The sequence below is a fragment of the Paenibacillus sp. NPDC101420 genome, assembly GCF_050277435.1.
Taxonomy (GTDB): Bacteria; Bacillota; Bacilli; order Paenibacillales; family Paenibacillaceae; genus Paenibacillus_AQ.
Window position 1 is genome coordinate 296,424 of the sequence record NZ_JBNNSE010000005.1, and the last position, 23,788, is coordinate 320,211.

16 protein-coding genes and 1 riboswitch are annotated in these 23,788 nt (G+C 47.0%); of the genes, 2 read left to right on the plus strand and 14 right to left on the minus strand.

From position 1 onward, the window contains the following. Positions 1–143: 143 nt before the first annotated feature. The 3 genes from ACQKMP_RS21805 to ACQKMP_RS21815 form a co-directional block, all read right to left on the minus strand. Entirely contained in the window at positions 144–1,559 is a 1,416-nt protein-coding gene (locus ACQKMP_RS21805; RefSeq protein WP_149644976.1) for a hypothetical protein, read from the minus strand. A gap of 8 nt (positions 1,560–1,567) precedes the next feature. Continuing rightward, positions 1,568–3,460 carry an LTA synthase family protein gene (locus tag ACQKMP_RS21810; protein WP_427471018.1) on the minus strand — a complete coding sequence of 631 codons (1,893 nt, stop codon included), beginning with the start codon at positions 3,458–3,460 and terminating at the stop codon, positions 1,568–1,570. A 198-nt stretch (positions 3,461–3,658) separates the two neighbouring features. Further along, positions 3,659–4,996: a 5'-deoxyadenosine deaminase gene (locus ACQKMP_RS21815; RefSeq protein ID WP_339243393.1), complete on the minus strand. Its 1,338-nt coding sequence runs from the start codon at positions 4,994–4,996 to the stop codon at positions 3,659–3,661. 67 nt (positions 4,997–5,063) lie between these two features. Continuing rightward, a riboswitch (purine riboswitch) is annotated at positions 5,064–5,162 on the minus strand. A 258-nt stretch (positions 5,163–5,420) separates the two neighbouring features. On the opposite strand from ACQKMP_RS21815, the gene ACQKMP_RS21820 reads away from it, so the two are divergent. Further along, positions 5,421–5,900 carry a DL-endopeptidase inhibitor IseA family protein gene (locus ACQKMP_RS21820; RefSeq protein WP_427471020.1) on the plus strand — a complete coding sequence of 160 codons (480 nt, stop codon included), beginning with the start codon at positions 5,421–5,423 and terminating at the stop codon, positions 5,898–5,900. Between the two features lie 61 nt (positions 5,901–5,961). Here ACQKMP_RS21820 and ACQKMP_RS21825 read toward each other — a convergent pair whose 3' ends face one another. From ACQKMP_RS21825 to ACQKMP_RS21850, 6 genes are all read right to left on the minus strand, one after another. After that, the gene (locus ACQKMP_RS21825; protein ID WP_042191497.1) at positions 5,962–6,489 is read right to left on the minus strand and encodes a GNAT family N-acetyltransferase; all 528 of its coding nucleotides are present in this window, start codon (positions 6,487–6,489) and stop codon (positions 5,962–5,964) included. 206 nt (positions 6,490–6,695) lie between these two features. After that, positions 6,696–7,112, minus strand: coding sequence for a hypothetical protein (locus ACQKMP_RS21830; RefSeq protein ID WP_076285968.1), 417 nt, complete (start codon positions 7,110–7,112; stop codon positions 6,696–6,698). A gap of 4 nt (positions 7,113–7,116) precedes the next feature. After that, positions 7,117–7,419, minus strand: a complete 303-nt coding sequence (locus ACQKMP_RS21835; RefSeq protein WP_339243398.1) for a hypothetical protein — start codon at positions 7,417–7,419, stop codon at positions 7,117–7,119. Further along, complete coding sequence (locus ACQKMP_RS21840; protein WP_042191502.1) at positions 7,416–7,760, minus strand: hypothetical protein; 345 nt, start codon at positions 7,758–7,760, stop codon at positions 7,416–7,418. The genes ACQKMP_RS21835 and ACQKMP_RS21840 overlap by 4 nt, the downstream gene beginning before the upstream one ends. Before the next feature lie 24 nt (positions 7,761–7,784). Further along, positions 7,785–8,072, minus strand: a complete 288-nt coding sequence (locus ACQKMP_RS21845) for a nucleoside-diphosphate sugar epimerase (protein WP_427471023.1) — start codon at positions 8,070–8,072, stop codon at positions 7,785–7,787. A gap of 204 nt (positions 8,073–8,276) precedes the next feature. Continuing rightward, on the minus strand, positions 8,277–13,436 hold the full coding sequence (locus ACQKMP_RS21850) for a glycosyl hydrolase family 8 (protein WP_427471025.1): 5,160 nt from the start codon (positions 13,434–13,436) through the stop codon (positions 8,277–8,279). A 270-nt stretch (positions 13,437–13,706) separates the two neighbouring features. Between ACQKMP_RS21850 and ACQKMP_RS21855 the strand changes: the two genes are divergently transcribed. Beyond that, positions 13,707–14,585, plus strand: coding sequence for an AraC family transcriptional regulator (locus ACQKMP_RS21855; protein ID WP_042194468.1), 879 nt, complete (start codon positions 13,707–13,709; stop codon positions 14,583–14,585). 177 nt (positions 14,586–14,762) lie between these two features. On the opposite strand, the gene ACQKMP_RS21860 is transcribed toward ACQKMP_RS21855, so the two are convergent. The 5 genes from ACQKMP_RS21860 to ACQKMP_RS21880 form a co-directional block, all read right to left on the minus strand. Next, complete coding sequence (locus ACQKMP_RS21860; RefSeq protein WP_042191506.1) at positions 14,763–15,494, minus strand: sugar phosphate nucleotidyltransferase; 732 nt, start codon at positions 15,492–15,494, stop codon at positions 14,763–14,765. Positions 15,495–15,541: 47 nt separating this feature from the next. Then, the gene (locus ACQKMP_RS21865) at positions 15,542–16,279 is read right to left on the minus strand and encodes a glycosyltransferase family 2 protein (protein ID WP_042191509.1); all 738 of its coding nucleotides are present in this window, start codon (positions 16,277–16,279) and stop codon (positions 15,542–15,544) included. Continuing rightward, a complete protein-coding gene (locus ACQKMP_RS21870; protein ID WP_427471028.1) occupies positions 16,276–17,259 on the minus strand; it encodes a glycosyltransferase family 2 protein in 984 nt (327 codons plus the stop codon). The genes ACQKMP_RS21865 and ACQKMP_RS21870 overlap by 4 nt, the downstream gene beginning before the upstream one ends. Beyond that, positions 17,256–18,098, minus strand: a complete 843-nt coding sequence (locus ACQKMP_RS21875) for a glycosyltransferase family 2 protein (RefSeq protein WP_331281393.1) — start codon at positions 18,096–18,098, stop codon at positions 17,256–17,258. Before ACQKMP_RS21875 ends, ACQKMP_RS21870 begins: the two co-directional genes overlap by 4 nt. A gap of 207 nt (positions 18,099–18,305) precedes the next feature. After that, the gene (locus ACQKMP_RS21880; RefSeq protein WP_427471030.1) at positions 18,306–23,723 is read right to left on the minus strand and encodes a WIAG-tail domain; all 5,418 of its coding nucleotides are present in this window, start codon (positions 23,721–23,723) and stop codon (positions 18,306–18,308) included. Positions 23,724–23,788 lie beyond the last annotated feature (65 nt).

Sequence of the window (23,788 nt, forward strand, 5' to 3'; positions counted from 1 at the left end):
CTTCGACGTCCCTATAAGGACGGTAAGCATTTAAGCGAGAAGTATAAGGATAATTTACAACATGGAACATATAAATTCTTATATTTTAATAAAAACAGCAAGTCTCCATAATCGGAAACTTGCTGTTTGATTTGTTCCATAAATTAACGTCTTACAATTCCCACTACCTTGTGTACAACCCATCCGAACATGACTACAACCATCATATCGAAGCACACATTAAACAAGAATAAATGCTTACCGATGTCAGCCCTTCCGTCCCCAAGAATCGGAACCAGGAAGGAGAAAATCCCTATCAGTCCTAATAACATCAGCAGTTCACCAGCAACTCTTCCCCGAACATCCCGACTACGGAAATATTGGAACACCGCCCCGGCAAAATACACCAGATAGAATATAGTGAGAAATCCGAGCGTATGGGGAATATGCTTGTTCTTGAATTCGCTCCACCCGCTGTAAGTGTACGATAATGCACCTGCTGGCTTATTTTCACTCTTCTCATAGTTCCCTAGATAATAAGGACGAATCGCCATACTGTTACTAGCAGCATATTCCATATTATCTATTAACCGTCCTGGATGTTTTAAGTAGAAGAACAATACATCCTTATGGGATACCCGGTCGTAGAAATCCGGTACCAGCGAAGGATCATCCTGTTTGATCACTGTATCGGTCTGAAAATAATTCGTGCCCGCAAGTACCTCCAACCGCTCCGGCAATCCGAGATCCTGCAAATCTCCCTTCACATCTGGTGATTCGTTTAATATCCCAAAAAACACAGTCTGATACAGGTTAATATGCTTCAGCTCTTTTGGCGCCGTCACGTACATAACGATGGATACCAGAAATATCGCAATCGAAAAGCGTAAGGCCAGCTTTCTCCATTTTCGCTCACCATCAAGCGTCATAAACCGCAGGAAGATCAATGCAAAGGCAATCCCAATCGGCGCATTCTGAATTTTGGAGGTGACCAGAAACAGTATCGCAATAAAAAATAAGGTTAACCCCTTAGTCGTAGGCTTTTCTTGGCTAGTGAGTCTTAACCCCAGTGCAAAGGTCAACAGCATAAACACCATCGATACCGGTTCTCCAAACAAGGAGTTAAAGTATGCCAAATACCCAATATCATAGAATACAAACAAAATAGCTGCACCTAGCAGCAGCCCCGTAACATAAGAGCCGCGAGCATTGTACTTCACCAGCAGCCAGGTCGCCACCAGTAAAAGAAGACCGTAAACTGCACCGAGCAATCTAACATCAAAAAAGCTGCCATGGATGAGCCCGCCGATCAACCTCGGTACAAGCACAATCAAAATCTGTGAAGAAGGATAGAAGCCCCTAAACAAATTCTCATACGCAAAACGAGAATGGCTAAAATTAAAAAACTGGTCGGTATACGATGCTGCAGTATCATAGTAGTTCAGACCGATGGTATTCATCATACGCAGGAAATCTCCATTATCAGCAACCCCAATAAAAGGTCCTACGAATAGCAGATAAATAATGAGACCGCAGCCGGCAAGGCTTACGAGATACTCCGGTTTCCAGAACTTTTTCATGATTCCCCCTATCTCTGTGGTAACAGCTTCACATATTCGTCGGACAAATTCATTAGCTTCAATACATACTCATAATCGCTCTGATATTTCGAGAAGTCCGTTACCGGCTTGAGCGTATCCAGCGACACAGCTTCACCATCTACAAATCCTTTTCCAGGGACATAGAGAATGTCATCATTAAAGAAGGAGCCGGAAGGCAAATAATACCTCATCCCTAACACATTACGATCAATGTTGAGCAGGTCATGACCAAAGGCTGTATAACCTTCTTGTTGTAGTGAAACACCCATTAAATTAGCTATCGTAGGAAGGATATCTAGTTGTCCCCCCGTACGCTCTACTACCTTCCCTTGCTCCATTCCCGGCACACGCACAATGAGTGGAATATTAAAGCGGCTGATCCGGGAATCATATGGAACACCAAGTGCACTTTCCACTTGCTCTGGCGGAACATCCTGAGGCTGCAGGCCAAAGTGGTCGCCATACATGACCAGAACAGTGTTATCCCACAATCCATTTTCTTTCAAACCTTCTATTAAAGTACCTATGGCATAATCAGTATAGTTTATAGCAGTCAAATAATCACCAAGCATCGTATCCTTCAAATTATCAGGCACAGTGATTTTCTTAAAGGAATCTGGGATTTTGAAAGGATGATGACTGGATGCTGTCACCATCTGTGCGTAGAAGGGAGTTCCCTTCTTCTTCAGCTCTGTCAATTTCTCGACACCCGTAATATACAGCTGTTCATCGGAAGCACCAAACGCATTAAAATGATCATTCGTAAAATAATCTTTGTCATAATAACCATTAAACCCAAGCGCCGGATATAGCTCATTCCGATTCCAAAACCCTACTTTATTCACATGAAAGGTGTATGCCTCATACCCTTTATCCCTTAGCAGTCGTGGTAAGCTTGGCAATTCTCTGTCCCCGAATCCGGTAGACATGGCTAAAGTACCAATCGGATAAATAGACGTATTGCTCATGAATTCAGCGTCAGATGTATTCCCTGGACCAATCTGCTGGTAAACATGAGGAAAATAAAAGCCCTCATCCGCTAACTTATTCATGACTGGCGTCAATTCTTGACCATCCAAGGATTGATGTAGTGGGAAATTCTGAAAAGCTTCTAATTGTAGCACAATTACATTTTTACCCTTTTGTGAGCCAAAATAATCAGGAGTCGTACCCGCTGGCTTGTCACTATAAGGATAGGAAGATTGCAGGGCGTCAACCTTCGCAATCGTATCCTTAATATCACCCGTTCCAATGAGATTGTTATCTTCATTAATCTTAATCGCAGCAACGACTTCATAATTTAGAAATCCGGCAGTTTCCGCCTGTACAAGCTCATTTGTAATCCCCCGTGCAGAGTGGACAGAATATGCCGATAAAGAAAAGCCTCCAATAATGGATACCAGAATCACCACCACATGCACGAATCCTGTCTTCCGGGAACTAAAGCGTTCACGCGGGTAGGTCTTTCCTTGTTTCCATCTGCGAATCAAACCATAGATAGCGAAGATGACAAAATCCACGAAGAATAAGTAATCAATACTCTTTATGGTAGATTCTACACTTGCCTTCACTTGAAATACCTGATTGATTTCAGATAAGGCCAGGTAGGTTGGAACAGAACCAAAGTGATTAAAATATACAGTGGCTGCGAACAGCAACAGCGATAAAAAGCCGTTAAATATCCAATAGACGGTTGTTCTCACCCTAGATGGCGTAATCACCGTTAAAATCCCCATAATAAAAAGGACTGGCGCTACATCCGCTGCAATCCATTCCCAAGCAATTCTATCAAAGAACAACACTCTCAGAAACAACAGCTTTAACCATAACAATATAACAACGATAAAAAAATGGGCGCGATCCGGCCCTTGCTTTTTCACTTTTAATCCCCTCTTACATGTTCATTTGTTCGAAATATCAAATCTATTCTAGTAATTTGTAAAATATCAGGTTGTTCTAGTATAACAATACTTACTTTTTTTATCAAAATGGTAGAATTATCTTCCACTCAAAAAAAGAGATGCCCCGCTGCCCTTTCGGCATTGGAACATCCCTGTTAACTATGAGTTGATCAATCTTCAGACGATTGAAGTATACTTAAGCAATCTTTTAATAGAACGGTTCGCTTCATTTAACACAACTTCCTTATCTACAGTCTTCAGCAGACCTCTTTCCATCACGATCTCCCCGTCGATAATCGTAGTTTCCACATCTGCCCGGGTAGCAGAATATACAATTCTAGAGATGGGATCAACGTCGTAGGAGGGGAAGGTATGGAAATTGAAGAGATTCAGGAGCACTAGGTCTGCTTTTTTACCCACCTCGATACTGCCGATCTTATCTTCCATCCCTACCGCTTTTGCCCCACCTATAGTTGCCATACGAAATACACTGCGGGCATCCATCGTCGTAGGTCCATGTTGAGGCTTCTGAATAATTGCTGCGAGCCGCATTTCATTAAACATATCCAGATTGTTATTACACGGTGCACCGTCAGCACCCAGACTTAGTGACACATGATCATGGAGCATCCCCGGTGTATCAGCAATTCCAGACGCTAGTTTCAGATTTGAGCCAGGGCAATGACTTACATGAACTCCACGATCCCGCAATATGCGCCGCTCCTCAACATCCAGCCATACACAATGCGCCAGTATTAAGCGCTCATTAGCTAATCCTAGATGGTCCAGATAGACGATGTTACGCATCCCGGTCATCGCCTGTACAATCTCAATCTCCCCTAAATTCTCAGAAGCATGGGTGTGCACCTTCACATCATACCTTGCGGAGAGATCTCGTACCTCGGTTAACAAGGGTTCGGTGCAGGATATTACAAAACGCGGAGAGAACGCATATTGAATCCTTCCATTGCCATAGCCATTCCATTTTTCAAGCAAATCCACACTTTCCTGTAAAGAAGAAGCGGTATCCTCCTGCAGTGCTTCAGGCACATCTCCTCCTTTTTGATCCATCATCACCTTACCGGACAAAGCACGTATTCCACTTTTTGCAATGGCCTGAAAAGCATAGTCCGTATGGTGAACAGTCTCCATATCAACAATCGTAGTAGTTCCGCTGGAAATCAGTTCTCCAATACCGAGCATCGCCGAATAATAAAGGGATTCCTCATCATGCGCTGCCTCTAACGGCCAAATCCGTTTACGCAGCCAGTCCATAAGCTCCAGATCATCTCCCTTCCCACGGAATAACGTCTGGCATAAATGAATATGCGTCTGAACAAAACCGGGAATTAACGTACGGTTCGTGGCATCGATGACCTTTTCGTCTCCCTGCGGGATCAGACCAATGCCGATTTCTACGATGATATCATCCTTAATTCGAACATCCCCGACAATAATTTCCTCCTGTTTGTTCATTGTAATGATCTCAGCATCTTTGATCAGAATGTTCCCCATTGTCCTTATCCCCCTCATTGTTCATTCGTTTGCCGTTTCACGGTGTAACACAAAAAGACCACAAAAATATGCCGTAGCATATTTTCGTAGCCAGAAATTTACGGTTTCCGGTAGAGACCCTTAAACCAATTATTAAGGATATACGAAAAGAGAAGCTATTCTATTCCAAATTTGAATAAATCAATCATAAGACAAAGACAGGTTTAATGTCAACAAAAGTTATTTAAACTAACACAAATTTCTTGATTAGATCTATTCACAATTAAAAACAATGATTTTCTCTATTCATATGTAAAAAAACCTAACTTAAATTATGATTTTCCACACTACTTATCAATGTTTCTTAAGTTCCGCTTTTATACTCGTCCTATCACCCGAACCGATAGCTTCGCTTTTAATAAAGTAATAGTGAGGAGGAGATCAAATGCCAACAATTTCTCAAACCCCAAATGAGTTGCAAGCATTCATCGCCGCTGCTGAAAAAGTATGGTTCGAGGTCTACGATTCTGCCGATTCTCGTAGAGTGATCCGCGTTGATGGCGCCGATTATTATCGTCTGCCGGTTAGATTCAGTACCAGAGCTAAGGTTATTTCGTATTTTCGAAAGTACTGGGGCATTACAATGAGCAACACCATGTTCTGTAATTTAAAAACCGTTTCTAGAAACAACAGGCTTTATGTAATATCGGGAGATACAGGAACCATTGCTTTTATCCCAAGAAGACTCACCGTTACGGGTCGCACATCAACAAGAATACGCCTTACAGCAGTTCTGTCCATTGATGATATGAGCGATGAAGATATCGTTAACGTTCGTTACCTGATCGGCGTATCCGGTAGAAGGCTTCTTATCCTTAACCGGGATCAAAAAAAAACCGATACTCGATATCAGACATGCCGTTAAGGGAATTAAGAAAAAAGGTCCAGAGGTTAACCCTCTGAACCTTTTTTTATGTTAAAGCTTCCTAACTATGTTCCGGTTTCAGCACCTTCTCGAATACTGGAAAGTTCGCCGTGCGGTTCGGAAAACCCACTTCACCTCTATGGTCATAACCAAGGCGAGGATAGATTTCCAATGCTCTAGTATTCTTCGCATAAGTATCCAGCCGAATACTTGTGTAACCATTACGCGCTGCGTAATCCTCCGCGAAAGCAATTAGCCTAGTCGCAATCCCTTTTCCCTGAATATGTGGATGAACTGCTAAACGATGCATAATCAGATGTGGCCCTTGATTTTGCTTCCACTCGATCTTCTTATATTCCTCAGAAGCATTCTCATCCAGTACAAGAATACCCGCGATAGCTTGATCTTCTTCACATACATATAAGGTACCCTGTGCGATATCCAGTTCGATAATCTCTTTATTCGGATAGCTCTCATCCCACTGGTCGCTTCCAGCGGCCTGCATAACTTGTACACATTTTGAGATCAATTCCATGATCTCTTCGATCTCATCCTGTCTAGCTTTTCTGATTCCATTTCCTACTTGCATCCTGCTATCCCCTCTTTCTTATCGACATCTGAAAACCTCTGAATAGATTCTCGTTTTAGAAGTCTATCATATTCGGAGACAAATTCCGATAGTAGGATGATTCCAGAGAGGATGCAATCCCTCTAAGCTGAGGGACACGAAAGATCAGAATAACACGTCATAGATTAGATCTCCGGGTCCCTTCCTCTTAACTTACCTGCCGCTGCTCAATTAAACTCCAGCTTATGCCCGTCCTCGAAACCCTTGGCGAAACCGGCGTCGAACCCCACGTTGTATGCTTCTGTGTACCCCTGCTGAAAGGCGTCTGCCGGTGGCGTTTCCGGCGAAACGCCAAGGTCCGGGGGGAGCGGAATGACCTGCGGGGCAGGTGGAGCCTCGATAACCGGCACTACATGAACTGGTGCTTGTATAACCCTCACCTTTCGAACAAGCTTGCGGCGGAGTCTTCTTTTCTTTCGTACCAAAAGCCCCTTCTTCGTCTTTCCATAACGAACGACTTTCCGAGAAAGTCCTCTGCGGGGTTTGCGGGCTAGACCTCTACGCACTTTCGTTTTCCGCGAGAGCAACAGTGTGCGTCTGCGGGTTCTGCCTGAACGTAATGTTCTAAGGCTCTTTTTCTTCATGCTTCTATTCCTCCTGTGCTCCATGATCTCTGGAGGTTCCTACGGCGTATGCCTTGCTCAGCCATGGCGCAGCAGGAATTCCCCGTTTCGGTTGATGTAGTGAAATCCCGGACATCATCCGGCACATCGCGCTCTGATACCCACTTAAGATTCTAATATTGTCGCTCAATTTGCGGGCCGTCAGCTCAGATTGCCCCGTCAATTCGGCGATGCTCTCCAAGATGGCCGCCAAAGCAGCCTGACTGCGCGAAATGGAGCGGATCATCTCCAGCTTGACGGCATGTTCAGAGAGACGGCCCCCGCTCATTTGCTGTCTTCTCCAAAACTGAACCCATCACCTGACATGTCTCCAAAACCTTCCCCGCCACCATCATCTTCACCACTGCCCAGCACTGCTTTTAAATTGCTGTAGAGTCCATTCTCCAGTTTAGTCAGCCCTTCGACCATTTCCACGATAACTTCGTGAATGGAGAGGGATTCCTTCAGCTGCTCTTCATGAGATTCGAAAGCTCTAGCGTGGATATGATGTTGTGCCCACTGTTTTACCTTTTCAGCTTCAACCGCCTTAGCTTCCAGAATCATTGCAATGTTCCACTGGATAGTGGCGGTCGACTCCAGCATTTGCAGATAAGCCTTTTCTCTGCTCATCATCCGCCTCCTGCTCCTATAGCGTTACTCTTCTTCTTGGCCGTTCAATTCCTTAATTACTCTGCCTACCCCTTCAGCCATCGCTTCTTCCAGATCTGCAAGTGCATTCAAGTAAGCAATAATATTCTTGTTTACTTGAGTTGAGCTTTCGATCATCCCGCTGATACCGTCAAAACCGGGATCTGCATCTGGCAGATCGTGGACAATTTGCGACATACGGACAGCCACGTGGCGCTCGGCATCTAGTATCCGCGCCATCTGTTCGTGCGTATGGGCCATGTGCTGCAGGACTTTTGTTATTTTACTCTGCACCTTCATGTCTCCTTTGCTCAAACGCCCTGCTACAGCATATGCGGCAGAAGCCGGGACGGTGCCGAGGATATAAAGGCAAGTTACGTCTCTAAACAAGTGGATTGGCGAACTCAGGATACTTTAGAAAATTGCAACAGGCCGTGTAAATGGAAAATAAAAGGCCAACAGCCCGGTCCATTTGGAACGGGCTGTTGGCCTTTTGGATTAATAATATTTATTGATGATTCTGTAAATGAGAACCGCCGTTTCGGCGCGGGTTGCAGCTTCCGTTGGATGGAGCAATTTCCCGTCACCAAGGGCAATGCCCTCCCTGACCAGTACGGCTGCTGCCTTTACGGCATAATCAGCCACTTTAGAGGCATCCGCAAATTTGCCAAGGTCGGAGATGGAACCGGTCTCCGCTAATTTTCCTGACTTCTGCAATGCTCTTACGATGAATACCATCATATCCTGCCGGGAAATCTCTGCTCCCGGATTGAACCTGTTGCCGCCAACTCCGCTGGCAATGCCCAATTGTTTGGCTATTCCCAGCGCTTCATAATAGTATGCGTCCTGATCGGCATCCGCAAAGCTCACTTCAAACCCAGCCTTTAAATCAAACGCTCTGACCAGAAGCAATATAAAGTCCGCTCTTTTCATCTTGGCGCCCGGTTCAAAGAAAGTACTCGACGTCCCCTGAACGATTCCTTTAGCCGCCAGAGCTTCAATAGCCTCTTTGGCCCACAAATGACTACCGATATCACTGAAAACAGATTTCTTTGGCTGCAGTTCCGGTGTTGGTGCCGGTGTTGTCGACGGACCTTCACTTGGCTTCGGAGCTGCCGGCGTTGGCGTTGGAGTCGGGTTACCACCTCCACCGCTGCCCGAGCCACCGTCCCCGCTGGCCTTTAATGTAGATACGATTCTCACATTGCTTATCTTGGACGTATTTCCTGCTGCATCAACAGCTATAATATAGTATTTGTACTGGGTATCCGCAGATAAACCGCTATCTCTGTATTCTGTTGCCTCCAGGGTCTTGATTTCAACGTCATTGCGGTAAATCCTGTATCCCGTTACTCCCAATTTATCCGTGGAAGGTGTCCATTTTAGATCAATGGCAGAGCTGGATACCGCTTCCGCTCTCTCTATTGTTGGTTCCATGGGAGCCTCAGTATCAACGATGGTTGGTGTCCACCAGTTGCCGGATGCCACAATCATGCTGAGCAGACGCAGATTATTGCCAAAATATAAATCGTCTTCGGTGGAAACAGCCGCATTATAATCCCATAATTTATTCAGCCACTCCTGATTGGATGAATCGATCATGGCGCTGACCATCATCGGTGCGGAGAAGGATGTGTCTGCATAATCATTGATTGCTTCCGTGCCGTCCAGCTTATATCCCGCAAGGATCTTGGCCGGATCATTATCCGCCTTGGCCCGAATCCAGCGGTTCAGCGTGCTGAGCTGCTCTTTAGCCCGGTTATCACCTGTCAGGAGATAATCCGTACTGATCCGCCAGGGAATACGGGAAGAGTTGTAGTTGTAATCCCCGTCATTTTCCGATTCCAGGAAGTATCCATCCGGGGTATCCCATATTTTCTGGCTTACCGGTTTGTATTGCCCATCCGTATCATCCTTGAATACAAAATCCGGCAACAAACCGGCTTTGGGACTGTAATTTTCATACAGACTATTAATGATGTTGTAGGTCTTATCGGTAACACGATCCCAATTGGGGTCTCCGGATACATTTTTAAAATCTTTCAGATGCTGCAGCATAAAATCGGAAGGACGTGTAGCATTGCCGAACATGGAATCATTGTCACTGACCCAATCCGCCAATTTCAATGTCCACTCGGAATGGTTGACATCGCTTTTCATAATAGCGTTGATTACCTTTTTGGCCTGGGACAAGTAGTTAATTTCCCCGCTGCTGCCCCATTGGCTGTCGGCAAGCAGAAGAGCGTAAGCAATATCCATATCGCCGTCGGTTGCCGAATCCACTCCATTGATATCAATAATTTCGGTGCCGGTATCCGCTTGCTGCCATGCCATTAAATCGGGATTGATTTCACTTGGATGTGCTCTGAAATAGCGATACATCCCGTCAAAATACTTCTTAGCCTCCGGATCATGACCCGCGAGCAAAGCGGTAATCAGCATTCCGTAGCCATGCGCTTCTGAAACTGTAATCTCGTTATTCTCAAACCAATCTCCGTCGCTATACCACACGTAATACTGGTCTGACTGATATGGATTTTGTTTCAGATATTTTGTTTTCCACTCGTTATATAATCTGCCCACCGTAGCGTCCAGTTGGGCCTGAGTCAAGTGATTCGGCTTAATGGAGCCGGCCACATAAGGCGTATGCTGCGGAAATGCCTTATGGACACCCTCTCCAGTGGATGAAGGTTTGGTCTTTACTTGAACGGTATTGCTCGCCAGCGATTCCTTCTCTTCTGCATTATAGGCCTTCACAGTATAACTATAGGCCGTATCCGGAGTTAACCCGGTATCGCCGTAGGATATTTCCTTCGTCGTGCCGACCTTGCTGCCGTTGCGGTATACGTTGTAGCCCGCTGCCTGAATATTGCCGGCCGATGCCGTCCATTTCAAGTTGATTTGGTAAGGAGAAACAGCAGTTCCTTTTAAATCTGAAGGTGCTGAAGGCGGCTCCGACTCGCTTGGACCTTCGATTGTACTGACTTCGACCGGATCTGAATTGATTCTTGTGCCGACCGCTTTGACAATAAATTCATATTTTTTCGCAGGATTGATATCATCTACCGTGTAGGTGTATTCCGTTTGACCTTCCGCTGCTGGCACATATATGCTCCAGTGTGTCTTCACCTTGTCATTCTTCTCATAAATCCGGAATCCTCTTACAGGTTCTGTACTTGCGGAAGGTGCACTCCAGGTCAGAGCCGCCTTGCTGCCGTTCAATTTCACCTTCACCGCTTCCGCCGGGTCCGGCTTGGTGTCCGTTCGCTTGATCCCATACTTGTCATATGCTTTTAGGCCGTCGCCAACGGTGTCCGGCTGATTCTCATCCGCTACGGCTGCGGTATACGCTGTAAAGGAAAGCACCCGGTCAGTGATGGAAACATCCGTAAACATCTTCTTCTCCGGCTGTTCGTCGATAGCTGCAAAGTAATCATCATAAGGAACCGGATTCCCGTTTTCGTCCTGAATCTCGCGGGGTTCTCCATTCTCATCCAGTACATATTGATTGTTCTTATAATAGAATTTATTTCCGAATGCATTAGACATGAGATAGACCGTGCCTTTGGGGTTGAGCGCATTGCCCTCTCCATCAAATGTCAGTTTTTCCCTGGGAATAACTTCATCATTGTACATTTGGAAGGATCTCATATACATATGATCATGGGCCTCGAACACCATATCGATGCCCATCTCGTCAAAGGCAGGAATCAGGTATTTCTTGTAAAACTGGACGCGATCGTCTTCCCATTGTGCAGAGTTGTCGCCTGCTGCATAGGGGCTTTTGTGAAAAGTAACAAACTTCCACTTCTTGTCGCTGCGGGCGACCGTACTCTTCATCCAGGCCACTTGGTCCCAGAATTGGTCATCTGCCCATTCCACTTCTTTCCCATTCTCTGCAAGTGCCCCCGAATACTGCGAATTGAAGACAAGATAGAGTGCATCACCGTATTCAAAAGAATACACAGAGCCTTCATGAGTATCCGCAACAACCTGTTTCGGCAAGTTGAAATGGTTGTAGAAGTTGTTATTCGGTGTCGTCTCGTCTCCGTCATAATCCATGACCTCATGACCGCCAAGTACAGGCACATATGGTACTTGCAGTAATTGATTCTGGGCTGCTCCGAGCATCCATTGCCACTGCTCCTCCAAATCACCGTTATCCACCAGATCTCCGGCGCTGATCAGGAATTTAGGGTCGCCTATATAATCAACTGCTTTCCGGAAGGTATCACCCCAAGGCTCAAAGTCAGACTTGCTGGAAGCCTGTGAATCGGAACCGGCGATAAAACGGAAAGGCTGGTGGCCGGCAGCATCGGTAGTGAACGAGCCGATAGAGCTCCAATCACCTGATTTGCCGTTACCTGCCCGAAATTTGTAAGCTGTTCCCGGTTGAAGCTGGTCTGCAATGACTTTATGACTAATAAATTTCGTTTTATGGTTCGTACTTCTGTCGCTTTTACTCATAAAGGTCTCAATTTCTTCGGCCTCTCCCTGATAAGTCAAAGCCCCGTTCTCCGGGAAAATGTTCCCCATAACCTTTGAGGCTTCTATAACCTGTACCACGGTATCCGTCATTGCATCCGTGTACCAGGCCAAAGCAATGCTCGTCTTTGGATCTCCGTTAAATGTCATATTGATGGATTTTGGAGCAAGAGGCGAATCCTGAACGCCAAAACTCCAGGAAACTTCCCGAACTAGCGGCACAAGATCTGCCCCCTTGATAAGCTCCTTGGGTATAGTTACTGTGTAAGACTTCCCATAAGTCAACGGAGGATGGTTTATCCGCAAAGTATCTCTGTTTAAGACTTCAAGTGTAACCCCATCAACCGGTTGATCGTTCTCATCGGAAAATCGGACAGCATAACCCGGATCAAGGGCAATGGCCTTGTTGAATTTGATTTCAACGGGAGCTTCGGGAGACACATTTCCAGAACCGTCTACAGGCTGCTGGACAAGATCTACGGTAGGAATGACAGGTTCTTTCCCCGGGATCGGCTCGCCGGACACCTTGATATTTCGGATTCTACTGGAACCTGAACCCCCTATGCCCTCATCATTCCCCCTGGTGTTGCTATCGGAGCTGACGATCCAGCGAATATATAATATTTCCCGATCATTGCTGTTCGGAAGGGGAGTATTCACCAATCTGCAGGTATCGCCCGGGCAATCAAAACTGGAGACGGCCATTTTAAGATTCGTATTCGGCACATCCTCCCACGTTTGTCGGTCTACACTCGTCTGCACTTTAAAATCACGCGGACCTGACCCGGATGAATTTTGCTCAGAGGATAAGGTGATCTTCTCAAACCCGGTTGTAGACACGGTAGCAAGCCAATACTTTTTCCCGTTTCCATTGTCCCAGCCCTGATAGCTGATCGCTTTCTTGCTTACATCCACATCCTCGAACACACCGCCTACATTGCGAAAAGTAGACGCTGTCTCATAGATGCCGTATGTAGCCGAGATTACCCCCACATTTTCAGCGGCCTCATCAAACACCCATTCGGCAATCGTCTTTACACCGGTTATTGAATCTGAACCGACAGCATCTGGTGCAGGTGCAGCATTTGCAATCTGGAATGGCAGCAGTATAAGCACGAGCAACAAAGAAATGGATTGGTGCAGCCTTCTTTTCAAATGACCCTTCTTTTGCACTCTCGTTCCCTCTTTTCGCAGATAATAGTTTAAGCGCTTTAACTTTCACTTGCAGCGGACCCTGATTTTCTTTTCCCCTCCTTAAATACGATTTATATGTAAATATAGCGCATTCATTTCTATTCAATCTCTGCATATTTTGTTATTGTTAATGATTTTCTACTTTTACCGCTATTTAATTTCTATCCTGTTCAACAGGTCAATGAACGTGATACGATTGATTCAGGTATGGATCATGTTTCTGCGAGGATCATTCCCGCCGGATTGGAGATGACACCCCTGGAAATCAACTTCTATAAGTCTGATCCCTTTCACATTAGCCGAGAGAAAAAAAATGTCTCAAGTATGCCTTCAAATCATTATCACGATGCTTATGAAATTCTCTACTTAGTGTCTGGAGAGCTGTACTATTTTATAGAAGACCGAACCTTTCAAATCGTCAGCGGGGTTTTATTGTTCATTAACGCTAATGACCTGCACAGACTGATTAATGTAAATGGTACGATGTACGAAAGAGTTACTTTATTGTTTAAAAGGGAGTTCCTTCGCGACTTTTTTGCGGACAGCCCTCTTCCATGCGACCTCTTCTCCTGCTTTCACTCCAGATCAAATGCGATCAAGTTAAGCGGCAACGACCAGATCTTTGTCGAGAATCTTTTTAGCAAATTGATTCATGAAGACACCAAGAGACCTCCAAATTTCGACTACTATCGGAAAATCCTGTTGATGGAGCTGCTGATCTTCATCCAACGAAAAAAGCTTCCGGATCAAAACGAGCATTTTGTAGAAACGAACCGGACCCATAAGAAAATTTCCCAAATCATCCATTTCATCAACGGTAACTTCGCTGAGCCTCTGTCTCTGGAATACATATCGGACAGGTTCTCCATAAGCACCTCCCATTTAAGCCGAACGTTCAAGGACACAACCGGTTTTACTTTCAGCGAATATGTAAATAACACCCGCCTCAAAGAAGCCCGCTCTCTGCTGCAGGACTCCAAATTAACCGTTTCGGAAATCGCTGAGCGTGCAGGATTTGGTAACCTGACCCATTTTGGAAGAGTATTTAAAACCATGACCGGAACCTCACCGCTCAAATACCGCAAACAGAACCGGGTTGATGAAGATAATATCTCTACGCAAGCTTGAGATCAGCTCCTTCGTCCGGACTGCTGCGCTAATCAAGAAAAAACGGGAGCCGTCCATAAGGACGACCCCCGTTTCTCGTAGAATATAAGCAAAGTATGGTGAAGGATATACTTTCTTATAGTTTATAAAAAAGGAGTGCCCGACCCAAGGCCGGCCACTCCACGTTACCGCTGCCACTTATGGCAGTGCATCCTTCAGCTTCTCTCCCGCCTCCCGCAGAGACTGGAACGTCCCCGCATCGCTCCACCAATCCTTGAGAACATCATAGCTGAGCCTGCGGTTAGCAGCATATATATTATTTACATCGGTAATCTCCAGTTCCCCCCTCTTGGAAGGGGATACTTGGCGGATGATGTCAAACACAGCTTCATCGTACATATAAATACCTGTTACGCAAAATTTGGTCTTGGGATGCTCAGGTTTCTCTTCGATATAAGCAATCCATGCGGAATCTTGACTATCGAACACGGGAACACCGTATCTACGTGCGTCGTCCACCGGCTTCAGCAATACCTTGGCTGTACCTTCAGGCTGCCGGAGATAGCTCTCCACGTAAGGTGTCAGATCATCCATAAACAGATTATCACCAAGCAATACGACAAACCGTTCCCCAGGGAAAATGAATCCTTCTGCTAAATCGAGAGCCTCTGCAATGCCTCCAGCAGCTTCCTGAATCTTATAAGTCAGAGATACACCAAATGCTGCACCGCTGCCTAAAAAATCCGTATACAGACCAGCAGATTGCTTGCTGATGACCAGAAGAATGTCGGTAATCCCTCCCCGGCGAAGCCGATCTATGCCGTAACAGACCATAGGATATTTGCCGACCGGAAGCAAATGTTTGTTCATAAGCCGGGTCAGCGGTTGAAGTCTGGATCCTGTTCCGCCCGCCAGTATGACTCCTTTCACTTACTTTCCTCCTCTTTATCTAAGTCCTTTGCCTTCGGATCTGCACTTTATATGAAACTCGTTGGATCCACATTCCATTTGTTCATAAAGAGCTTACGATTTCGTTCCACCAGCTCCTGTAGCCCGGTGTGGTATACCTGCTTGAAGCTCGCACTTCCTTCATGGTGTACAAGGCAATCCCCTGCGATGAGCAATCGGTATCCCTTTAGCCTGGCGCGATAACAATAGTCATCATCCTCGTAATGTCCAGGTGAGTATCTCTCATCCAACAGACCTACGGAAGTAAGTAGCTCTCTTTTGAATAAAAAACATAATCCTACCAAACGTTTAGTCTCCAACCATTTTTGAGGATTGGAACGGTTAGTTATCTCTGCAGCCTTATGAAAATCTAACAGACTTTCATAATCAGTCTTCACCTGTTGACGTCCACTCGCATAGTTTGTCACTGGCCCAACAATACCAACTTCAGGAGCACTATATAGCGATCTCTTCAGATTAGTTAACCATCTATGGGAAACCACCACATCATTATTCAGCAGTAACAATTCATCCCCTGATGCTAGCAGTAGACCCAAATTGCAGGCGGATGGAAAGCCTCGATTCTCAGGCAATGAAATAAACGTTATACGATTCGCGCGGCAATAGGCATCCGTTCCATCTGATGAAGCATTATCTACAACGATGATCTCGTAAGGCAGTGGAGTATACGCACGTATCGATTCCACACAGGACCGCAGCAGTGGTAACGCGTTGTAGGTCGGAATAATAATACTAGTCATCGTCATATCCGGTTCCTCCAAGCGGCTACTTGTCTGCGGTATTCACGCTGCGTTTCGCTATTAAGTAGGCCCCCATCATCTCGACGGGAAAGCACCTCAAGGAGAGCCTCTGCGTGATCCCCTATGATCAATTTCTCCACAGCATTTCCAGCGCCTATGTTCGCTTGACGCAGCCGATTATGCTTAATCACATTCACCGTTCCAACTTTCTCCACCCTTAGCTTCTCTAATACAGAACGAGCTTGGGCTTTAGGAGGAACTATTAATTCACGGTAGCCTATAGTCTCAAGTGCTCTCCGGGAAAGCGCGTGAGGGACAGCCGTCATAGAGCTAACTCCGAGATCGTACCGTCCAAGAGCATAATTCAGAAACAGCTTGCTGCGAGTAACATCATCGCATAATCCAAAAGAAGGCATCAGTGGATCCAAATCATTAAGAGCCACGTCAATTCCACCATCTACAGCAGCTGTGAATAATCCGAGCTGAGATGCAGGGATAACCATATCTCCGTCCAGGAAGAGCAGAGTATCTCCTCGACTCAGCTTCGCACCAATAGCCCGCCCTACATCATGTCCAACTGACTCCGGACAATGCACAACTATAGCTTGACGATGTTGTCTGGAAATGGGAAAGCTGCTATCGCTGCAACCGTTAAGCACGACGATAATTTCAGTAGGTCCCAAGAGCGATACCTGTTGCAGCAGACGTCCCAAGGTCTGCTCCTCGTTACGCGCGGAGATAATAACTGACAAGGTCCCACGTAAGCTCGGTAAATTCAGCAATTCGCGACCTACCTTTGATTGCCGAGACAGAATCGGTGGCCGAGCGGTAGGGATGCCTCTTTTTACCGAACGATTCGCTACCCTTTGGCGGGGTGCCAGTGTTGTTTTGGCCTGACTAGATGCTGAACGTTTCTTTACCGTACGAGTTGCTGTTCCTCGTCGAACGGCAGAGCTACCAGATACTTGTAACAGAGCAACCATCATCTCACCATCTCTCTGCGCCGGGTTCCGTCGCTGAACCCCGCCCTGATTCCCCGGTGTTCAAGCAAGAGGGATACAGCCTCCATATGATCTGCTGTAATCAACTGCTGCAAAGGATCTGTGCCATCTTCCTTACGTCTGACCGCATTCAGTTTCCCTACATGCACTTTGTGAGCAGCTACCACACGTAAACCACTCAGAACTGCCTGAGCATGTGCCAGAGGGGGACGAGATAATGATTGACTCCCTAAGATTTCAAGCGCTCTTCGGCTGATTGCGTGCGGAACCGCCGTCATCGAACATCCTTTTAGATCCGGACGGCCAAGCAAAATATTAAGTGCATGTTTGGAAAGCACCACCGGATGGGGCGAAAGTCTCCTTACCGGTCCGGAATAATCATTAAGCGCTATGTCTGCGCCACCACTAATGGCGGTGACGAAAGGACGTAGCCCCGAGGCAGGAATCACTAAATCTCCATCGGTAAACAAGAGAACCTCTCCCTTAGCTACCTCTGCTCCGACACTGCGACCAGCGTCGTGTCCCAGCGGCAACTCATAGGAAATAACATGCGCACCAAGCGAAAGGGCAATTTCTGCCGTTTGATCGGCTGATCCGTTGACGATTACAATAACCTCGCAGCGCGGATGGACCCTTCTAGCTCCGGATATCACTCCCGCAATGGTCTTCGCTTCGTTCATGGCAGGAATAATAACCGAAACATAGGGATTTGGATGGTTAACGATAGGGATTGCGGCGACTTGCCGCACTGGGCGTGAAGTCCGCCGTTTGATCCGAGAGACCCGCCGTCCCGTGCGGCGGGCAGAAGTACGTTTGGGCTTCATGCTCATCCACCTTCCTTACAGAGCCTATTCGTCAGGCTGAGGGTTACATCACAGTTTATGTACTACGCCGAACAGGGTAACGGCCTTTGTCTCCTGTCATGTGGAAAACAGGACAAATGTACTCACCCTCTTAATTGCTAGGAGGACAACACAACAAAAAGCGCAGCCATCGGCTGCGCTTAGCATTTTGTACATCATCATTGCGAATTAATCAAACACACGATCATCCACTACCGGTTTGGCTAACGGAGCGCCGATAGCAATCCAAGAGATGACCCCATAGAAATGCGGAGTTTCGCGCAAGCGCACCACTTGTATCACTGCATCTCCGTTGGCTCTGCTCTTCAAGGAAGCATAGAAATATGGTTGATTCGTCATGGCGACGAGCACATAACCGGTATGACCAAAGTTCTCATCGAACGATACGGTCACTTCCACACTCTCAGCATCCCCATTGAACATGAATGCTGTCATTCCAAACTGCTGAAGCGCTTCTCGCTTACCTGCAGTCTGAATCGGACTGAAGGATAGATGTTCAGCATTTACAGAATTCACTGCCAAATGAGCACCGTTTACTGCACCAGGAGCAATATGATAATCCTGAACGCTTTCTTCCTCTAGATGACGGGCTTGAATAGCGAAGGAAGAGATTTTGGAAGCCACCACCGATTCATCTTGAAGCTCTGTCGTCCCTACCGAACCATCAGCCAGATGAGAGGACTCAATACTTCCTGCCTTCAGCTTTACTCCATCGATGCTAGCATCAGGAAGCAACGCAGAGCTGCGTGTTTCATCCGCAAGATGCTCCAGTTTGATGATACCGGGCTGCAAATGCCGATCTGCCACGATCTGGTCAGCAAGATGCTCTCCGTACACACTCCATGGCTGTAAATGTGAAGCATTCACTGAACCTTCGGCCAGTTTTTCTTCGGTAATGCTACCTTCCGGCAACAGTTCGGAGCTACGAACCTCCTCTGCCAGATGCTTTAGGGTAATGCTGTTAGATCTAATGTGGCGACTATCTACCGTATCCCCTGCCAAATGACCGCCATAGACGCTACCAGGAGCCAGGTGGAATGATTGGATAGATCCACCCTCCAATTTCTCACCTGTGATACTGCCATCCGGCAAAAGATCTGCGCTAAAGACCTCTTCCGCCAGATGATTCAGGTTAATACTTCCTTGCCGGATATGGCGGCTATCTATCGTACCACCCGCTAAATGCCCCCCATACACGCTACCTGGAGCCAAGTGGAAAGCAGAGATGGATCCACCCTCAAGCTTTTTACCGGGAATGCTGCCGTCTGCCAGGAAATCCGAGCTACGTGTCTCTGATGCTAGATGAGCTAGTGTGATCTCACCGTAACGGATATGGCGGCCTTCTACTGCACCGAGGCTCAAATGACTGCCATCTACGCTTCCTGGTGCCAGATGGTTTGAATCTACAGATTCTTCTGCCAGCTTCTCACCGGTAATGCTACCATCTGGCAGAAATTCGGAGCTACGTGTCTCTGATGCTAGATGAGCTAGGGTAATCTCACCGTAACGGATATGGCGTCCTTCTACTGCACCGAGGCTCAAATGACTGCCATCTACACTTCCTGGTGCCAGATGGTTTGAATCTACGGATTCTTCTGCCAGCTTCTCACCGGTAATGCTACCATCTGGCAGCAATTCGGAGCTACGTGTCTCTGATGCTAGATGAGCCAGGGTAATCTCACCGTACCCGATATGACGTCGTTCTACTGCACCTGAGCTCAAATGACTGCCATCTACACTTCCTGGTGCCAGATGGTTTGAATCTACGGATTCTTCTGCTAGCTTCTCACCGGTAATGCTACCATCCGGCAGGAAATCGGAGCTGCGTGTTTCTGGTGCTAGATGAGCCAGGGTAATCTCACCATACCCGATATGACGTCGTTCTACTGCACCTGAGCTCAAATGACTGCCATCTACACTTCCTGGTGCCAGATGGTTTGAATCTACGGATTCTTCTGCCAGCTTCTCACCGGTAATGCTGCCGTCCGGCAGTAATTCTGAGCTGCGTGTCTCTGGTGCTAGATGAGCCATTGTAATCTCACCATACCCGATATGATGGCCTTCTACTGCACCCCAACTCAGATGACTACTCCCTACACTTCCAGGTTCAAGATGAATAGAACTAACGGATTCTTCTGCCAGCTTCTCACCGGTAATGCTACCGTCCGGCAGCAATTCAGAGCTACGTGTTTCTTTTGCCAAATGAGCTAACGTAATCTCACCATTTCGGATATGACGGCCTTCCACTGCGTCTGGACTCAAATGACTGCCATCTACACTTCCTGGTACTAGATGATTTGAATCTACGGATTCTTCTGCCAGCTTCTCACCGGTAATGCTACCGTCCGGCAGCAATTCTGAGCTGCGCGTTTCTTCTGCCAAATGAGCCAGCGTAATCTCACCATTTCGGATATGACGGCCTTCAACTGCACCTGGGCTCAAATGACTGCCATCTACACTTCTTGGTACTAGATGATTTGAATCTACGGATTCTACGGCCAGCTTCTCACTGGTGATACTACCGTCTGGTAATAATTCAGAGCTGCGTGTTTCTTTTGCCAAATGAGCTAAGGTGATTTCACCATTTCGGATATGACGGCCTTCCACTGCGTCCGGACTCAGATGACTGCCATCCACACTTCCAGGTATTAGGTGATTTGAATTCACAGATTCGTCCGCCAGCTTTTCTCGGGTAATGCTACCGTCTGGAAGCAAGTCTGCGCTACGTGCATCTTTGGCTAGATGAGCCAGCGTAATCTCACTGTACCCGATATGACGTCCTTCTATTGTATCTGGAGCCAGATGACTGCCATTCACACTTCCAGGTATTAAATGACTTGAATTCACAGATTCGTCCGCCAGCTTTTCTCTAGTAATACTGCCATCTGGGAGCAAGTCTGCACTACGTGCATCTTTGGCTAGATGAGCTAAGGTGATTTCACCGTGCCCAATATGACGTCCCTTCACTATATCCGAGCTCAGATGACTGCCATCTACGCTTCCGGCCATGAGATGAATAGAACCTACGGATTCCTCAGCGAGCTTCTCGCCGGTAATACTACCGTTAGGCAGTAGCTCAGAGCTAAACGTTTCTTCTGCCAAATGAACTAGTGTGATCTCACCATGCTGAATGTGACGACCTTCTACTGCACCCAGTCTCAGATGAGTTCCGTCTACACTTGCAGGTACAAGATGAATAGAATCTACGGATTCTTCCGCCAGCTTCTCCCCGGTAATACTGCCCTCTGGCAGCAAGTCGGAGCTACGTGCATCTTCAGCTAGATGAGCCAGCTTGATCTCACCATGCCCGATATGACGTCCTTCAATCGTATCCATGCATAGATGGCTTCCGTCTACACTGCCCGGTGAAAGATGCTGGGAATCCACAGCCCCTTTGGCCAGCTTAGACCCGCTAATGCTGCCCTCCTGTATTTGAATCGAAGAGATGGAATTAGGAATGATATGACCATTTCCGATGGACAACGGCCGGATATGCGCCCCGCCGATACTTCCCGGATTCATATGTCTGCTCTGAACCGCACTATCGCTAATGGATTTTGAATGAACTGCATTCACAGATAAATGCTCTGCCTGAACTGCCGACACTGCTAATTTACTGGAATCCACACTTCCATCAGCAAGCTTAGCCGATGTGACCGATAAATCACTAATCTTATCCGTCGATACACTTTCCGGGGACAGCTTTAACGATGTCACCACATGATCTGCCAGATGATGTGGCTGCACTGCCCCAGCGGCCAAATGAATCTCTCTCACCGCAGCAGAAGCCAGCTTATCTCCCGAAACCGAGCCGGACTGAATCGCAGCAGTAGTCACACTATTTTCTCCGAGATGTCTCCGTTCCACAGCTCCAGTGGCAAGATGATCTTTATCCACTACAGCATCCTGCAAGGCACGACCGCTCACGCTGGCATCTGCTAGATGTTTCTCCTCCACTGCACAAAAAGCAATATGCTCACCACTTACCACTTCACGAGCAATCGTGCTTCCAATGACCGATCCTGCTGCTAGTTTAGCCGAGCTCACCACTCCGTCCGCTAACTTGGCGGAAGTTACGCTCTGTGAACGCAGGTGCTCCGCACCCACAGACTCTGAGGCCAGCTTTTCTCCAGTGACAGCACCAGAGGACAGATGATCCGTATGAACAGCCTCATCCATAAGCTGCTCCGAGCCCACCGCTTCCGAAGCTATATGGGAGTGGTTCACAGCTTCACGTTCCAGATGATTAGAGGAAACAGCTTGCATAGCGATTTGCGGTCCGCGTATGGCGGATTTGGCAATATGTCTGGTGGTTACAGCTTCATCTGCTAGCTTATGTGCGAGTATGCTTTGATCAGCGATTTTCGATGAGGTGACCGCTTGCTCAACCAGCTGTGCAGTACCTACCGCACCCTCTGTTAGCTTTAAAAAGGAGATACTTCGGTCAGCTAGATGGCGACTCGTTATTTCCCCGTCGCTGATATGGGAACCGTGTACGCTTTCTGCACTTAGATGGATGCTTCTCACTACTTCTGCACCTAACTGCTTGGAACCAATAGCACCATCCGCTACATGTGCGCCTTCGATTACACCCGACTGGAGCTGCTCCTTGCCGATCAGCTTGCTGGCAAGCTGCCCTGGTCCGATCGCTCCCGGAGCCAAATGTCTAGCGGTTATCAAAGCATCGCTAAGATGGCGACCCTCAATCACAGCATCAGCCAGTTTGGAGCTGCTGATTTCACCATCGGCTATTATATCGCCAGATACCGCTGCATCAGCTAGCTTGGAACGGTCTATACTCCCGTTTGCGATGTGGCGGCCTGTGATGCTGCTGCTTCCTATTTTCTCACCAGTAACCGCTCCATCTTCCAGTAGATCAGCCGTAATAATCAGATCGCTCAAATGACGGCTCTCAATTGATTTATCCGCAATTTGACCGCCGCCGATAATCCGATCAGCCAGCTTCTCTGGACTAATACTACCGTTCTTCAGCTTCTCTCCACTGATGGAATGATCCAGCAGTTTACCGCCACTTACGCTTCCTTCAGCTAAATGTTCACCCACAATGGATTCAGGCGCGATTTTCGAAGAAGTAACTGCCTTGTCCGCGATATTGATGCTCTGTACAGCGTAATCTTGCAACCATGGTGTACCAATAATGCCGAACTTCAGCTTAGAACCGTCAATGGTACGTGGAGCGATTTTAGCTCCTGTAACTGCTGCATCCGATAGATCATCTGTATAAACGGGCTGGAACCGCTCTTTTTCAGGAGCGAACCAAATCGTCTCAGGAAGATTATCCGCCTGTTTCTGAAGCTGCTCTTCCACTATAGGCTCTGGCTCTGGCTCTGGCTCTGGTTGCAGAACTGGTACGAAAATTGATTCCTCTTGAACGACTTCAGCGATTGCTCCTCCACTTACCTGAACATCAGCGAGCTCTGCTTTACTGACTCCGTCATTGCTGCTCCCCGAATCCTTAGAACTGCCTTTGCTTTCCAGCATGCTCAGTTCCTTTATATTGGGATTATCTACATAGTAGAGTCGTTTTTGTGGACTGCGCGGCTGCTTTTTTTTGGAACCCCTCACAAGCAGTCTCCTCCTTCCATCTATTGTTTCTCCTAGGCATCATATGCAGCGGTATAGGCTGATGA